Annotated in this window: 19 protein-coding genes and 1 pseudogene; 6 read left to right on the top strand and 14 right to left on the bottom strand. The window is 63.4% G+C overall.

From position 1 onward, the window contains the following. Window positions 1–16 precede the first annotated feature (16 nt). A complete protein-coding gene (locus tag FHW96_RS00630) occupies window positions 17–460 on the bottom strand; it encodes an NUDIX domain-containing protein (protein WP_172338634.1) in 444 nt (147 codons plus the stop codon). Next, on the bottom strand, window positions 457–735 hold the full coding sequence (locus tag FHW96_RS00625) for a BolA family transcriptional regulator (RefSeq protein WP_172338633.1): 279 nt from the start codon (window positions 733–735) through the stop codon (window positions 457–459). Before FHW96_RS00625 ends, FHW96_RS00630 begins: the two co-directional genes overlap by 4 nt. 58 nt (window positions 736–793) lie before the next feature. Between FHW96_RS00625 and FHW96_RS00620 the strand changes: the two genes are divergently transcribed. Then, window positions 794–1,384, top strand: a complete 591-nt coding sequence (locus tag FHW96_RS00620) for a J domain-containing protein (protein ID WP_172338632.1) — start codon at window positions 794–796, stop codon at window positions 1,382–1,384. Here the strand turns inward: FHW96_RS00620 and FHW96_RS00615 are convergent. The 5 genes from FHW96_RS00615 to FHW96_RS00595 are packed head-to-tail and all read right to left on the bottom strand — an operon-like array spanning window position 1,381 to window position 4,482. Further along, window positions 1,381–1,818, bottom strand: a complete 438-nt coding sequence (locus tag FHW96_RS00615; RefSeq protein ID WP_172338631.1) for an SRPBCC domain-containing protein — start codon at window positions 1,816–1,818, stop codon at window positions 1,381–1,383. The genes FHW96_RS00620 and FHW96_RS00615 overlap by 4 nt on opposite strands. A gap of 13 nt (window positions 1,819–1,831) precedes the next feature. Next, a complete protein-coding gene (locus FHW96_RS00610; RefSeq protein WP_172338630.1) occupies window positions 1,832–2,482 on the bottom strand; it encodes a glutathione S-transferase family protein in 651 nt (216 codons plus the stop codon). Next, window positions 2,479–2,985, bottom strand: a complete 507-nt coding sequence (locus FHW96_RS00605; protein WP_172338629.1) for a VOC family protein — start codon at window positions 2,983–2,985, stop codon at window positions 2,479–2,481. The genes FHW96_RS00610 and FHW96_RS00605 overlap by 4 nt, the downstream gene beginning before the upstream one ends. After that, entirely contained in the window at window positions 2,982–3,644 is a 663-nt protein-coding gene (locus FHW96_RS00600) for a glutathione S-transferase family protein (RefSeq protein WP_172338628.1), read from the bottom strand. Before FHW96_RS00600 ends, FHW96_RS00605 begins: the two co-directional genes overlap by 4 nt. 52 nt (window positions 3,645–3,696) lie before the next feature. Then, a complete protein-coding gene (locus tag FHW96_RS00595) occupies window positions 3,697–4,482 on the bottom strand; it encodes a VOC family protein (protein ID WP_172338627.1) in 786 nt (261 codons plus the stop codon). 67 nt (window positions 4,483–4,549) lie between these two features. Here FHW96_RS00595 and FHW96_RS00590 point away from each other — a divergent pair, with 67 nt between their 5' ends. Next, a complete protein-coding gene (locus FHW96_RS00590) occupies window positions 4,550–5,215 on the top strand; it encodes a helix-turn-helix domain-containing protein (RefSeq protein WP_172338626.1) in 666 nt (221 codons plus the stop codon). 12 nt (window positions 5,216–5,227) lie between these two features. Here FHW96_RS00590 and FHW96_RS00585 read toward each other — a convergent pair whose 3' ends face one another. Beyond that, on the bottom strand, window positions 5,228–5,872 hold the full coding sequence (locus tag FHW96_RS00585) for a glutathione S-transferase family protein (RefSeq protein WP_172338625.1): 645 nt from the start codon (window positions 5,870–5,872) through the stop codon (window positions 5,228–5,230). Between the two features lie 88 nt (window positions 5,873–5,960). Between FHW96_RS00585 and cobS the strand changes: the two genes are divergently transcribed. Further along, window positions 5,961–6,953 (top strand): cobaltochelatase subunit CobS, encoded by a 993-nt coding sequence (gene cobS / locus FHW96_RS00580; RefSeq protein ID WP_168605183.1) that lies wholly within the window; start codon window positions 5,961–5,963, stop codon window positions 6,951–6,953. A 225-nt stretch (window positions 6,954–7,178) separates the two neighbouring features. Here cobS and truA read toward each other — a convergent pair whose 3' ends face one another. Beyond that, a complete protein-coding gene (gene truA, locus FHW96_RS00575; RefSeq protein WP_172338624.1) occupies window positions 7,179–7,925 on the bottom strand; it encodes a tRNA pseudouridine(38-40) synthase TruA in 747 nt (248 codons plus the stop codon). Further along, entirely contained in the window at window positions 7,922–8,830 is a 909-nt protein-coding gene (gene fmt / locus FHW96_RS00570) for a methionyl-tRNA formyltransferase (protein WP_172338623.1), read from the bottom strand. The genes truA and fmt overlap by 4 nt, the downstream gene beginning before the upstream one ends. Before the next feature lie 53 nt (window positions 8,831–8,883). Between fmt and recR the strand changes: the two genes are divergently transcribed. From recR to rmuC, 3 genes are all read left to right on the top strand, one after another. Further along, window positions 8,884–9,480 carry a recombination mediator RecR gene (gene recR / locus FHW96_RS00565; protein ID WP_172338622.1) on the top strand — a complete coding sequence of 199 codons (597 nt, stop codon included), beginning with the start codon at window positions 8,884–8,886 and terminating at the stop codon, window positions 9,478–9,480. 92 nt (window positions 9,481–9,572) lie between these two features. Then, on the top strand, window positions 9,573–10,142 hold the full coding sequence (locus tag FHW96_RS00560; protein WP_172338621.1) for a peptide deformylase: 570 nt from the start codon (window positions 9,573–9,575) through the stop codon (window positions 10,140–10,142). 52 nt (window positions 10,143–10,194) lie between these two features. Then, a complete protein-coding gene (gene rmuC / locus FHW96_RS00555; protein ID WP_172338620.1) occupies window positions 10,195–11,598 on the top strand; it encodes a DNA recombination protein RmuC in 1,404 nt (467 codons plus the stop codon). 15 nt (window positions 11,599–11,613) lie between these two features. On the opposite strand, the gene FHW96_RS00550 is transcribed toward rmuC, so the two are convergent. The 4 genes and pseudogenes from FHW96_RS00550 to rapZ form a co-directional block, all read right to left on the bottom strand. Then, window positions 11,614–12,414: an RNA methyltransferase gene (locus tag FHW96_RS00550; RefSeq protein ID WP_172338619.1), complete on the bottom strand. Its 801-nt coding sequence runs from the start codon at window positions 12,412–12,414 to the stop codon at window positions 11,614–11,616. 75 nt (window positions 12,415–12,489) lie between these two features. After that, a complete protein-coding gene (locus FHW96_RS00545; protein ID WP_172338618.1) occupies window positions 12,490–12,768 on the bottom strand; it encodes an HPr family phosphocarrier protein in 279 nt (92 codons plus the stop codon). An 18-nt stretch (window positions 12,769–12,786) separates the two neighbouring features. Further along, window positions 12,787–13,191 carry a PTS sugar transporter subunit IIA gene (locus FHW96_RS00540; protein ID WP_168605192.1) on the bottom strand — a complete coding sequence of 135 codons (405 nt, stop codon included), beginning with the start codon at window positions 13,189–13,191 and terminating at the stop codon, window positions 12,787–12,789. 91 nt (window positions 13,192–13,282) lie between these two features. Further along, window positions 13,283–14,230 (bottom strand): annotated as a pseudogene (gene rapZ, locus FHW96_RS00535) (RNase adapter RapZ); the annotation flags it as partial. Between the last annotated feature and the right edge of the window lie 71 nt (window positions 14,231–14,301).

The following is a 14,301-nucleotide window of genomic DNA, read 5'->3' as shown; positions in this document are numbered from 1 at the left end:
AGGCACCTTTCCCGTTTCAGGCGCCCAGAACGCGCCCCAGCATTTCACTCATATCCTCAGGATAGATCGTTTCGCGCCATCCGGCGATCTCTTTGCGCGCAAACCAGCGATATTCGCGCATCACGGCCTGTTCGGTCGGCGTATGGCCCGAAGTGTCGATGGCGGGATCGGCCACACGCAGCAGGAAATAGCGATCATCCCCCGTCACCGGTTCACCCGCAAGGGTCACGAAATCGCTGATAACGCGGGTGACTTCCGGCCCGCAATCGGCCTCGATGCCGGTCTCCTCATAGAGTTCGCGCGTGGCGGCCTCCTCATAGGTCTCGCCATCCTCGGCCTCGCCGCCCGGCGCGCACCAGAAGGGCGCGCGATCATCGGGGGTGAAGCGGAAGAGCAGCAATTCCTCCGTCTCATTGAGCAAAAGGATGCGCGAGGCGCGGCGAATCCGGCGTTGGCTCACGCCGCCTCGCCCGGGGCAAAGGCACGGATCGCCAGCGCATGGACGCGCTGGCCCGGAATATCGCCCAGCGCCTGATTGACCATCCGCTGCCGCATCACGCGGTTCACGCCCGTAAAGGCGGCGCTCTCGATCACCACGGTGAAATGTGATTCGCCGGTGCCATCGTCGCCCATATGGCCCGCATGGCTGCTCGAATCATTGATGACATCAAGCCGCGCGGGAGCAAAAGCGGCGCTCAGGCGTTGGGTGATTTCCGTGGCAATCGGGCCGGACATAATGGTTTCCTTTAAGCGGGGCCTTTTCTCCTAGCCCATTTGTCGCCAAGGGGAAAAGATGGTTCAGGACAGATTTCACGGCAGGGTTAGGGACGCGCAGCGCTCATGCGAATGGCCCGGATGCGAGGAAGCGGGCGAATTTCGCGCGCCCGGCGTCAAGGCTTCGGGCTTTGACGGGCCGGGCCATTATCGCTGGTTTTGCCTTGAGCATATCCGCGCCTTCAATGCCGGTTACGACTATTTCGAGGGCATGAGCCCGGAGGAAATCTGGGCCGCGCAATCGCCGATCCACGGCTGGGAACAGGAAACGCGCGCCTTTCGCCCCACGGCGGGCATCGATTCGGCGCCGCGTTGGGCCGATTTTGCTGATCCTCTGGATGCGATAAGCCAGCGCGCGCGCCGCGCCAAGGAGGCAATGCGCCCGATGGCATGGCCCGATGGCCGCATTGCCAGCCCTGAGGAAAAGCGCGCGCTCGACACGCTGGGGCTGGGGGTGGATGCGGATCGGCGCGAATTGCGGGTGCGTTATTCCGATCTGCTCCACCGCTATCACCCCGACCGCAACGGCGGCGACCGTGCCCACGAAAACAAGCTGCAACAGGTGGTCGAAGCCTATCAGATGCTGCGCAAATTGCCGGGGTTTGCTTAAGCTTCGGCCAGCGCCGCCAGTTGGTCGGCACAGGCGCCCCACCCGGCGGTAAAGCCCATGGTTTCGTGCTGCGCCATTGTCTCGGCGCTCCAGTGGCGCGCGCTGGCGGTATAGCGGGTGCCTTCGCCTTCCGGCTCGACCTGCCAGATGCCGATCATGAACGGGCCGGACGGCTCCAGATCGCCATTGACCGCATCGGTGGTGACAAAGCGCCGCCCTTCGTCCCATGCCAGATAGATGCCGCGCATCGGCATCACCTCGCCCTCGGGGCCGAACATCGTCATTTCGCAGGCCCCGCCCGGACGGCGATCCTGATGCCCCACCTCGGCCCGCCATGGCGCGGGACACCACCATTCGTTCTGGCGGTTGACCATGATATCCCAAACCTTGGCGGTGGGGGCGGCGATATAGCGGGAGATCGACAATTCATGCATGGGTAGCGTTTCCTCAATCACGATCCGGGGCGCCCAGCGGGAAATAGGCGCGAAAAGGCCGCGCATCCTCAACACAGCGCGAAACCGGCGGCAGGGCCAGCAGATGTGCCCGCCAGCCGCGCAGCTTTGGGCAATCCTCAGGAATGCGCGTGACCCAATCGGCATAGAATAGCGAGGGCGCGGCAGCGCATTCGATCAGCGTGATTGCATCGCCCGCCGGATAATCCTCCAGCCAGTCCTCAATCCAGCGATAGGTCCGCAGCAGGCGTTCATCGACCCGCGCCTGCACCGCCTCGGACACTGTGCCGTGGCGGATCGCCTCATCGACGCTTTCCTGCATGGCGTTCATCACGTAATTGTCGAAAACCCGGTCGATCATACGGGTGCGGATCGCCGCATCGGGATCGGCGGGCAACAGCGGGGCAGGGCCGGGATGATGCAGCGCCAGATATTCGATGATCGTGCTGGCCTCGAACACCTGCGTTTCGCCATCGACCAGCAGGGGGAATTTGCCCATCGGGCTGGCCGCCTGCACCTTAGCGTAAAATACGGGGTTTTGCCCATCCAGCATGCGAAAGGTGAAAGGCGTCTCGTTGGCGTAAAGCGCAATCAGCGCCTTCCACGTATAGGACGAGAAGGGGTGGCCATAGAGTTCGAGCATCATGCGCCCTTTCGCGCCGCTTCGATGGCGGCAATGTCAACTTTCACCATCGTCTGCATCGCGGCAAACACCCGCCCGCGCGCCGCCGGATCAGGGTCGCCCATCCCCTCGATCAGCGCGCGCGGCGTGATCTGCCAGCGCACGCCCCAGCGATCCGCGCACCACCCGCAGGCCATCGTGCGCCCGCCATCGGAAATCAGCGCATCCCAATAGCGGTCGGTTTCCTCCTGCGTTTCGGTTGTCACCTGTATCGAAAAGGCGTCGGTATGCTGCGTGTGCCCGCCGCCATTCAGGCCGATGCAGGGGAAGCCCAGCAGCGTGAATTCCACCACCAAGGCGTCGCCCGCCTTGCCCCCCGGATAATCGCCGGGCGAGCGCATGACATTGCCCACCGCCGTATCGGGAAACAGACCGGCATAGAATTCCGCCGCCGCCTCGGCCCCGCCATGCTCGTTCTTGTCATACCACAGACAGAGCGTGCCCTTGCTTTTGCCCCACTGGCTCATACCTTCGCCTCCGATGATGCCGCTTGGGCAGCCGCCTGCGCCGCCGCGATCAGCGCATGGTCGATCGCCTTGGCCTCGGCATAGCTGGCCCGCTGCGTCAGGCGTTCGCCATAGGCCACAAATTCCGGCAATTCGGGCAGGGTCTTGAACATCGTGCCCCACAAAACATGGCTGCCCACATAGACATCGGCCATGGTGAAGCGCGCGCCGCACACATAATCCGACCCGCGCAAATGCGCCGCCAGCGTGTCCACCACCAGATCATAGCAGCCAAAGCCGACGCTGACCTTCTGGCGTTCATTGGGTTCAAACCCCATGGATCGCGCGGTGATCGCCTGTTCCAGCGGCCCTGCGGCAAAGAACAGCCAGCGGTAATAGGCGGCCCGCTCCTGGGCGGTGGGGGCCAGCGCCCCGCCGCTCTCTGTCTCGGCCAGATAGGCGCAGATGGCCGATGTCTCGGCAATCGGATAATCGCCATCCGCGCTGTGATGCACCAGCGTCGGCAATTTGCCCAGGCCATTGGCCGTCAGCAGCGCTGCCGGTTTGGGCGCGCCATATTCGACGATCACCTGTTCGTAATCGGCCCCGACCTCATGCAAGGCCCAGCGCGCGATCTGGCCGCGCGACATCGGATTGGTGAAAAACGTATAGCTGGCCATGGCGCATCCTCACGAGAACATTGATGGAACAATATCGCGAATGGCGCCTCGTTCAAACCAGTTTCTGGCCCACAATGGCAAAAGCCGCGCCTTGCGGGTCCAGCGCGTTGATAATCCAGTCTCCACCCGGAACTTCGACCGGCCCGTGCAGCACATTGGCCCCGCCCGCGAGCGCCGCCTGATGCGCCGCGTCGAAATCGGCCGCGCGGATATAGTGATTCCACCCGCCCACCGACACATGGGGCGGCTTGGGCATCATCGCGCCGATGGTCACGCCATTATGGCCAAGGAACTGATAGGTGCCATAGCTGCCCATATCCATCGACCCGGCAGGCTCCCAGCCGAAGATCTCGGTGTAGAAGGCCAGCGCCGCGTCGAAATCGCCGGTGTACAATTCGTTCCAGCCCACGCTCTGCGCCTCGGTGGCGGAAAAAGCGACCGAAGGGGCGGCGTCCGGTCCCGGATTGGGCTGCATCAGATAGAAGCTGGCGCCCCACGGGTCCATGACCATGGCAAAGCTGCCCTCTGGAATATCCATGTGCGGCATCAGCGCCCGCCCGCCGCGCGCCAACACCTGCGCCAGCGTGGCGTCCAGATCGTCGACACCGATATAGCCCACCCACATCGGATGCGCCCCCTGCGACAGCATTTCCTCCGACAGCGGCAGCACCCCGCCGACCTGACGCCCATCTGCGCGCGCGATATGACCATAGAACAGCGGCGGCTCGGCCCCCGGCGTGATGGTCCAACCTATGGCGGATTCATAAAAGGTCTTGGCCCCGGCGGCGTCCTTGGTCATCAACTCGTACCAGATCCAGCTTCCCAGCAGCTTTTCCATGTCGCTCTCCCGGACTTCATGCGATTCGTATCGACAGAGCGTGGCACTATGGTTACAAAATACAACCATGAAGTTGGGAAAAGTAACCTCCAGAGCGACCGATGGCCATGGGCGCTGGTATGGCGACGCATGCGGGGCGGCGTTTGGCATGGAATTGCTGGGCGAACGCTGGGCCGGGCTGGTGCTGCGCGAACTGATGCTGGGCGCGCGGCGGTTCACCGATCTGCGCTTTGCCCTGCCGGGGATCAGCGCCCGTGTTTTGACCGAGCGATTGAACGGGCTGGAGGCGGCGGGCCTCGTCCAGCGCGACGAGGAGGAGCGGCTCTATGGCCTCACGCCATGGGGGCAGGCGGCCGAGCCGGTGCTGCTGGCCATGTGTCGATGGGCGCTGATGTCGCCGGATCGGGATATGGCGCTGGCGATCTCGCCGGTGGCGCTGATGCTTTCCCTGCGGGCGCTGATCGTGGCGGAGAAGGCGGCGGAGATGGACATGACCTGCGCCATCATCATCGCGCGGGAAGGTTTCTCCCTGCAATTGCGCGGCGGCCAGTTGACCGTCCAGCGCGGCGGAGCGGGGGGCGATTTCACGCTGACTGCCCCCAACACCGCGCCACTCAAACGCTTTATCTATGGCAAGGCGCCGCTGGCGACCTTGCCCGATGTCGCGCTGGGTGGCGATGCCTATACGGCCATGATGTTCGCCCGCTGCTTTGCGCTTCCTGACACAATTTAGGCCGGAGACGGTTTAGGCCAATCCTGCGGCCTTGGCCTGCCCGATCTCCATCGCCGCCACGCTTTGCCATGCCGGGCGGGCGGTCACGCGATCATACCATGCGGCAATCGCCGGAAAGCGCGCCGGGTCCAGCCCCGCGCCAATATATTCAGCCGTGCGCAGCAGGCTGGCCACGGCCACATCGCCCAGCGAAAATTCGCCCGCCAGCCAGCCATCGGCAGGCGTCACGCCCTCCAGATAGGACAGCACCTCGTTGAACTTTGCAATCGCGGCCAACGCCGCCTCTTCATCCCCCGCCACGCCGCGCAGCCGGGGCAGAACGAAGCGGTTGAAGATCGCCGGCCCAAGCGCCGGCACCATGATCGTATCGGCCAATTCCTCGAACCACACTGCGCGGCCGCGTGCGCGGGCCTCGGCCGGATAGATCGGCGCATCGGGGGCCAGCGCGTCGAAATAGGCGCAGATGGCGGTGGAATCGCAAAGCCGGTAATCACCGTCCTTGATCGCGGGAATCTTGCGAAACGGGCTGGCGGCCAAAAAATCGTCGCAAGGATCGGCAAAGCTGAAGGGTGGCATGTCGAGCGTCAGGCCCTTTTCCGCCGCGACCACAGCCACTTTGCGCACGAAAGGCGAAAACAGGGCGCCGAACAGTTCCATAATAATTTCTCTCCCCAAGGTGAATCTGGTTTCCAAACCCTGCAAACATATTGCAGCCGCGAGAAGCAGCGGCTAGCAGTTTCGCGCGATGACCGAGATTCAGAACATTCAGCCCGACAGCCGCTCGACCACGATCCTGAGCGCCCCCGACATCACCGTTGATGTGCGCGAGGTGTTCGGCATTGATATCGACATGAAAGTCCCCGCCTTTTCGGTGGCGGACGAACGCGTGCCCGACCGCGACGACACCTATGTGTTCGACCCGGACACCACGCTGGCGATTTTGGCCGGTTTTGCCTATAACCGCCGCGTGATGGTTCAGGGCTATCACGGCACCGGCAAATCGACCCATATCGAGCAGGTCGCTGCGCGACTGAACTGGCCCTGCATCCGCATCAACCTTGACGCGCATATCAGCCGTATCGACCTGATCGGGCGCGATGCCATCGTTTTGAAGGATGGCAAGCAGGTCACCGAATTCCGCGAAGGCCTGTTGCCATGGGCGCTGCAGACGCCGACCGCGCTGGTGTTCGACGAATATGACGCGGGCCGCCCCGACGTGATGTTCGTGATCCAGCGCGTGCTGGAAACCGAGGGCAAGCTGACCCTGCTGGACCAGAACCGCGTGATCCGTCCGTCCAAGTGGTTCCGTCTGTTCGCCACGGCCAACACGGTAGGCCTTGGCGATACGTCGGGCCTCTATCACGGGACTCAGGCGATCAATCAGGGCCAGATGGACCGCTGGAACATGGTCGTGGCGCTTAACTATCTGCCCCATGCCACCGAAACCGGCATTGTCCATAAGAAGGTGCCCGGCCTGCCTGAACGTACCATCGCCGATATGGTGCGCGTGGCCGACCTGACCCGTGCGGGCTTCATCAATGGCGATATTTCGACCGTGATGAGCCCCCGCGCTGTCATCACCTGGGCGCAAAACACCGAAATCTTCAAGGATGCCGGTTTCGCCTTCCGCCTCTCGTTCCTCAACAAGTGCGATGAGACCGAGCGTGTGCTGGTGGCCGAGTATTATCAGCGCGTGTTTGGGACTGATCTGCCCGAGAGCGTAGTGGCGCGGGCTTAAGAGAGGCCTCCGGCGGGCAAAGGGACTCGGTCCCTTTGCAATCCCATTTTGGGGTTGCGCTTTGGTCCGATAATTGCGTGATGATATTTAAAGCCTGCGGCGCGGATAATGGGCGCCGCAGGCTTTTAATTTTGGAATGTTGCGCCCAAAATCCAGGGCCGAGCTGGCGCACAACGCAGACAGTAATGGGAGCGCGAGGGTCTAGACCCTCGCATCAATCCTATCTTATTCCCCCGGATAAACCGCCCGGTTGAAAAACAACCCATCAGGCGGCGCATTCACCGGCAGCGCCTGCCTGTCGCGCGCCGCCAGGGCTTCGGCCACCCGTTCGACAGGCCATCGCCCAAGGCCCACGAAGGAGAGCGCCCCCACCATCGAGCGCACCTGATGGTGGAGATAGCTCCGCGCGGCGGTTTCGATGATCACCTGATCGCCCTGCCTGCGCACCGAAAGGCTGTCGAGCGTCTTGAGCGCCGAGGCGGATTGGCAATGGACCGAGCGGAAGGTGGTGAAATCGTGATGGCCCACCAGCGCCTGCGCCGCCTCATGCATCGCCTCGGCATCGAGCGGCTTGTTCACCTGCCATGCGTGGTGCAGGCCGATGGTCAGCGGGGCGCGGCGGTTGACGATGCGGTAGATATAGCTGCGTCCGATGCAGGAAAAGCGCGCGTGCCAGTCATCGGCCACCATCTTGCAGTCCAGCACCGCGATGGGGTTGGGCCGCAGGTGGTAATTCATCGCCTCCATCAGGCGGAAGGGGGCAATGTCCTTTTGAATATCGACATGGGCGCGCATGAAAAGGGCATGGACCCCGGCATCGGTGCGCCCGGCGGCAAACATCACCGCCTGCTCGCCGGTAACGCGCTGGATCGCTTCTTCCACGGCCTGTTGCACGGATGGGCCATGGGCTTGCCTTTGTAGGCCCATGAAAGGCGTGCCGTCAAATTCCAGTGTGAAGGCGAAGCGTGTCATGAAAGGCGGATCCCGGCCGGGATCGGGCGCCCCCGCAGCAGGTCGGGCACGGCCATGGCCGGTTTGCCCGCGCGCTGGATAGTGCTTACCCGGATCGCGCCCGCGCCGCAGGCAATGGTCAGCGCATTGTCGAGAGCCTCGCCCGGTTCGCCCGCCCCTTCGGCCAGATCAGCCGAGATCACCTTATAACGCTCGCCCTCCAGTTCAAAGAACGCGCCGGGCACGGGCATGAAGGCGCGGATCTGGCGCAGGACCTGCGCTGCATCGGCGGTGAAATCCAGCCGCGCTTCGGCCTTGTCGATCTTGTGGGCATAGGTGATGCCATCCTCGCTCTGGGCCCGCGCCGGATAGGCCGCCAGATCGCCAAGCACCTGAACGATCAGCCTTGCGCCCATCGCGGCCAATTCCTCGGTCAATTCGCCGGTGGTCTTGTTGTCGATGGGGGTGCGCCCTTCCAGCCGCACCGGGCCGGTGTCCAATCCGGCCTCCATCTGCATGATGCCCACCCCGGTTTCCTCGTCCCCGGCCAGAATGGCGCGCTGCACCGGCGCGGCCCCGCGCCAGCGCGGCAGGAGCGAGCCATGCAGATTGAGGCAGCCATGCACCGGCGCTGCCAGCACGGCGCGCGGCAGGATCAGCCCATAGGCCGCCACCACCGCAACATCGGCGTTCAGCGCGGCGAAGGCTTCCTGCTCCTGCGCGCCCTTCAGCGAGACCGGATGACGCACCTCGATACCCAGTTCCGCCGCGCGCTTATGCACCGGGCTGGGCGTCAATTCGCGTCCGCGACGGCCGCCGGGGCGGGGGGGCTGGCTATAGGCCGCGACAACCTGATGGCCCGCAGCCACCAAGGCCTCCAGCGCCGGAACGGCAAATTCGGGCGTGCCCATATAGATGATGCGCATAAGTCACTTTCCGGCTCTTTGCCTTTGCTCTGCGCCGCCCTATCTGGAGCGACATGGCATCGCAAGAGATCGAGACACTGGCGCAGGTTTTGGCGCGCCTGCCGGGGTTGGGGCCGCGTTCGGCGCGGCGGGCCGTGCTTTGGCTGATTAAACGGCGCGACACTTCGCTGGGGCAATTGCGCGACGCGTTGGAGGTGTTGCAGGACCGGCTGGTGGAATGCACCACCTGCGGCAATGTCGATACGACCAACCCTTGCGCGATCTGCGCCGATCCGCGCCGCGATGCGCGTTCGATCTGTGTGGTCGAGGATGTGGCGGATCTGTGGGCGCTGGACCGGGCGCGGCTGTTTACCGGGCGCTATCATGTGCTGGGCGGGCGTCTGTCGGCGCTGGACGGGGTGCGGCCAGAGGACCTGTCGATCACGCCTTTGATCGAGCGCGTGGGCGCGGGCGGGATTGATGAGGTCGTGCTGGCCATGAACGCCACGTTGGAGGGGCAGACCACCGCGCATTACATTGCCGAGCGGCTGGAGGGCATGCCGGTGCGCGTGACGCAACTGGCGCATGGCCTGCCGGTGGGGGGCGAACTGGACTATCTGGACGAGGGGACTTTGGCGCAGGCTTTGCGGGCCAGAAGGCCCGTTGCCTGAAAAAAAGCGGGCAAGGCGGCCGGTCGGCTGACGATTACAGAAATCGGACACTGCGCCTTGCGCAAGGGGCGGGGTGCGATTATCTGGCCCTCATGGCTATCCGACCGATCCTCGAAGCGCCCGATGCGCGCCTGAAGCAGATTTCTGCCCCCGTCACCGTGTTCGATGATGAGCTTAAAACGCTCGTCGCCGATATGTATGAGACGATGTATGACGCGCCGGGCATCGGTCTGGCGGCCATTCAGGTGGGCGTGCCGCTGCGCGTGGTTGTGGTCGATCTTCAGCCCGAAGATCCCGATGCCGAGCCGGAAGTCTGCACCTCGCATGGCGGGCATGAGCATACGCACCAGCCGGTGAAGCGCGAGCCGCGCACCTTCATCAACCCGGAAATCCTTGATCCTTCGGAAGAACATTCGGTCTATCAGGAAGGCTGCCTGTCGGTTCCCGATATTTATGCCGAGGTTGAACGCCCCGCCACCTGCCGCCTGCGCTGGCAGGATCTGGACGGCACGGTGCATGAGGAAGCGATGGAAGGCCTGATGGCCACCTGCATTCAGCATGAGATCGATCACCTCGAAGGCATCCTGTTTATCGACCACCTTTCGCGGCTGAAGCGCAGTATGGCGCTCAAGAAGCTGGAAAAGGCGCGCAAGCTGGCTTGATTCGGGGGCGATTGCCTCCTAGGTTCACGGTTCGTTCTGATTGGAGTAAGCCGTGGAATCTGCCTTGTTTGTGATTGTTGCTCTGGTCGTCGGCGTGGGGCTGGGCTGGTTTTTCGGCCAGCGCCCCATGGCCGAATCGCAGGCAAGGCTGGCCGAGCGCGAAAAGGCTTTTGCCGAACTGGACGAGCGTTTCCGCCGTGCGATCACCGATCTGGCGGGGGCCAGCGAACGGGCGATGCGGGCCGATGGGCTGGCGCAGGCGCTGGAGGATGCGCGCGCCGATATGTTGCGCGCCCAGCGCGATCTGGCCACTCTGCGCGCACAGGCCGAGCATTTCGAAGAGCAAAAGCGCCTGCTGATCGAATCGCAGGAGCAATTGCGCCGTGAGTTTGAGCTGGCCGGTGCGCGCGTGCTGGAGCGAGCTCAGGAGGCGTTTCTTTCCCGCGCCGAGGCCCGCTTTACCCAGAGCGAGGAAAAACAGGCCGAGCGGATCAATTCCGTGCTGGCTCCGGTTGGCGCGCGTTTGAAAGCCTATGAGGATCAGGTGAGCGCACTGGAAAAGGGGCGCGTCGATGCCTTCGGGCAGCTGACGGGCCTGATCCAGTCAATCCGCGATGGGCAGGAGAAAGTGCGCGAGGAAGCGGCGCGTCTGGGCAATGCGCTGACCAATGCGCCCAAGGCGCGCGGGCGCTGGGGCGAACAGGCGCTGCGCAATGTGCTGGAGCAATGCGGCCTTTCCGAGCACACCGATTTTGTGACCGAGCATTCGATCGACACCGAGGAGGGGCGGTTGCGCCCCGATGCTATCGTTTCGATTCCGGGGCAAAAAAAGCTGGTGATCGACGCCAAGGTCTCGCTCAACGCTTATCAGGAAGCCTTTGAGGCCAGCGATGAAGGCGCGCGCGACATCGCGCTGGCCCGCCATGTGGCCAGTATGCGCGGCCATGTGCAGACGCTGGCGACCAAGTCCTATCAGAGCCAGTTTGCCGAGGCGCCCGATTATGTCGTGATGTTCGTGCCGGGCGAGCATTTTGTCGCGGCGGCGATGGAGAAGGATCCCGATCTTTGGGATTTCGCGTTCCGTAACAGGGTTTTGCTGGCTACACCTACCAATCTGGTAGCGATTGCCCGCACGGTGGCGATGGTGTGGAAGCAGGATATGCTGGCACAGGAGGCCCGCGAGATCGGGCGTCTGGGCGGTGAATTGTATGACCGTCTGGCCGTGGCTGGCGATCACCTCAAGCGCGTGGGCGGCGGTCTGACCAGCGCGGTGGACAATTACAACAAGTTCGTCGGCAGCTTTGAACGTAATGTCTTGGCCAGCGGGCGCCGCCTGCGTGACAAGGGCATCGAGATCGGCAAGCGCGAGATCGAGGATGTGGCGCTGGTTGAAAGCCAGCCGCGCCATGGCGATGTGACCGAACCTTCGGCGCTGCCATGGCCCGATGGGGAGTAAGCATGGGGAGGGGGATTACCCCTCCAGCGTGGCCAGCACCTCGTAGGCCAGCACGGCGGCGGCCACGGCGGCGTTGAGGGAATCGGCCCGGCCCTTCATCGGCATGGTCACGCGCAGGTCGCAGGCCAGCTCATATTCCTCGGGCAGTCCGCGCGATTCGTTGCCCACCATGATGAAACACGGCGCGGCATAGGGCGCCCCGCGATAAGGCACCGCCTCACGCAGCGAGGCGGCCACCAATTGCCCATCCCCGCCGCTCAGCCAGGGCAGAAATTCCTCCCACCGCGCCACGGCCAGCTTTTGTGTAAAGATCGCGCCCATGCTGGCGCGCACGGCCTCGACGCTGAACGGATCGACGCAATCGTCGAGCAGGATCAGCCCGCCCGCTCCCACCGCATCGGCGGTGCGCAGCATCGTGCCCAGATTGCCAGGATCGCGCATCGCCTGCGCCACCAGCCAGATCGGCGCGGCATGGCGGTCCACACCCGCCAGCGATGTGTCAAATTCACGGAACACGCCGCAAACCGCCTGCGGATTATCCTTGCCGGTGATCTTGGCCAGAATATCCTCGCTCGTCTCGATCACCTCGCCGCCCGCGTCCAGCACGGCCTGCTCCAACGTATCAAGCAGGGGATGCGCCTCGCGCCCCTCGGCCATGACCAGCGTTTCGGGCAAGCGCCCGCTTTCACGCGCATCGGTCAGCAGCCGCAATCCTTCAGCCAGAAAGCAACCCTCCCGGCGGCGCAGCTTCTTCTCCCGTAAGGAACGCAGGAATTTGACCGTGGGATTGGAAAAGCCGGTGATGTTGCGGCGCATGTCAGGGGCAAGCCTTATGGCAAAACAGAGAAACTGCGCCGCCTATAGCCACGCTATGCGCCCCTGTCGAACCCTTCAATCTTCGCCGAAACCGTCCTTGACCAAGCCCGACAGCCGCGCCAGCGCCTGATCCGCACCATCGCCCGCCACGACAATGTCCACACTGTCGCCGCGCGCCGCGCCCAGCATCATCAGACCCAGAATCGATCCGCCTGCCGCCTCGGTGCCATCCTTGACCACCTTGACGTTGACGCCGCCCGGCAGCATCGCCACCATATTGACAAATTTCGCGCTTGCGCGGGCATGCAGGCCCTTTGCATTCACGATTTCAACGGTTTCCCGTGCTTCAGCCATGCTTCCCTCTCACCGCTGTCAGGCTTCCTGGCCCAGAAACTCGGACGCTATGGTTATATAATTGCGTCCGGCATCACGCGCCGCGCCAACCGCCGCTCGCACCGTCGCGCCTTTGCGCGCACCGGCCAGACGGATCAGCATCGGCAGATTAATTCCCGCGATCACCTCGACCCGGCCCGCTTCCATCAGCGAGATCGCCAGATTGGAGGGCGTGCCGCCGAACAGGTCGGTCAGGATGATCGCGCCTTCGCCGCTGTCGACGGTCTTGATCGCCTCGGCAATTTCCTTGCGGCGGCGTTCGACATCGTCATTGGGGCCGATACAGACGGTTGCCACCGCTTCCTGGCGGCCCACCACATGTTCCATCGCGCGCACGAATTCTTCGGCCAGATGGCCATGAGTCACCAGAACAAGGCCGATCATGCCTGCATCCCGGACGTTCGTTGCATCATGACAATAATGGCGCGCGGCATGTGGGGAGCAAGACCTTTCGCAGGCAAACATTTATGGCCGCTCATCGCGCAGCTCCTCCTTCAACAAGGTCGGCCGCGCGTGAGCCCAGATTACGGTGAATCATTGTGGGCGAAAATCCGGATGCGCGCAAGGCTGCGCCGATTTGTTCGGCCATGAAAACCGACCGATGGCGCCCGCCGGTGCATCCGAAAGCGATGTGAACATAGGCTTTGCCCTGCGCCTGAAAGCGCGGAATCAAAAGCAGCAGCAGGTCGCGAATCCGGGTAAACGCCTCGTCAAAGGCCGGATCTTCGCGGATGAAGTCGCCCACCGGGCCTTCACGGCCGGTCATCGGGCGCAACACCTTGTCCCAATGAGGATTGTTGAGAAAACGCATGTCGAAAACAAAGTCGGCCAGCGGCGGCATGCCCTTGGAAAAGCCGAAGCTGGTGATCGTCAAGGTTAACGCGGGCCCCGAATCGGGTGAGAATTGTTCCCGCATCGCCTGTTGCAAGGCGTTAGTGGTAAAGGCGGTGGTGTTGATGACGATATCGGCCCAGCGGCGCAGCGGCTCCATCATGTCGCGCTCGGCCGAAATGCCGGTGGCCACGGGCATGTCGGCGGCAAGGTGATGGCGACGGCGCGTTTCGTTATAGCGCCGCTCCAGCTCGCCCACGCCGCAATCGAGATAAAGCGTGGCCAGTTCGATATTAGGCCGCTGACTCAAGCGTTTGACCAGCGCAATCACCGCCTGCGGATCGAAGCCGCGCGTGCGCGAATCGAAACCGATGGCCAAAGGTCCGCCCATCCCGTGCCCGCCCATCGGCTGGTCCTCCTGGCTGGTGTCGAGCAGCCTTTCGAGGAAGCGAATGGGGAAATTGTCGATGGTTTCCCATCCCAGATCCTCCAGCGCGCGCAGCGCCGTCGATTTGCCCGCACCCAGCACGCCGGTCACCAGCAGGATGCGCTGCTTGTCCGGATTGCCATGCAGGGTGAGACTGTCCGAAGCGGCAGGGGATGTGTCGGAGGCTGTCATGCACCTTCTCTGCGCCCAGAGAGTTAAAATGTGAAGAGGGCGTA

Source organism: Novosphingobium sp. SG751A, from assembly GCF_013149295.1.
In the GTDB taxonomy this organism is placed as follows: domain Bacteria; phylum Pseudomonadota; class Alphaproteobacteria; order Sphingomonadales; family Sphingomonadaceae; genus Novosphingobium.
The sequence above is the reverse complement of the archived record's forward strand: the minus strand, read 5'-3'. Positions and strand labels throughout refer to the sequence as shown.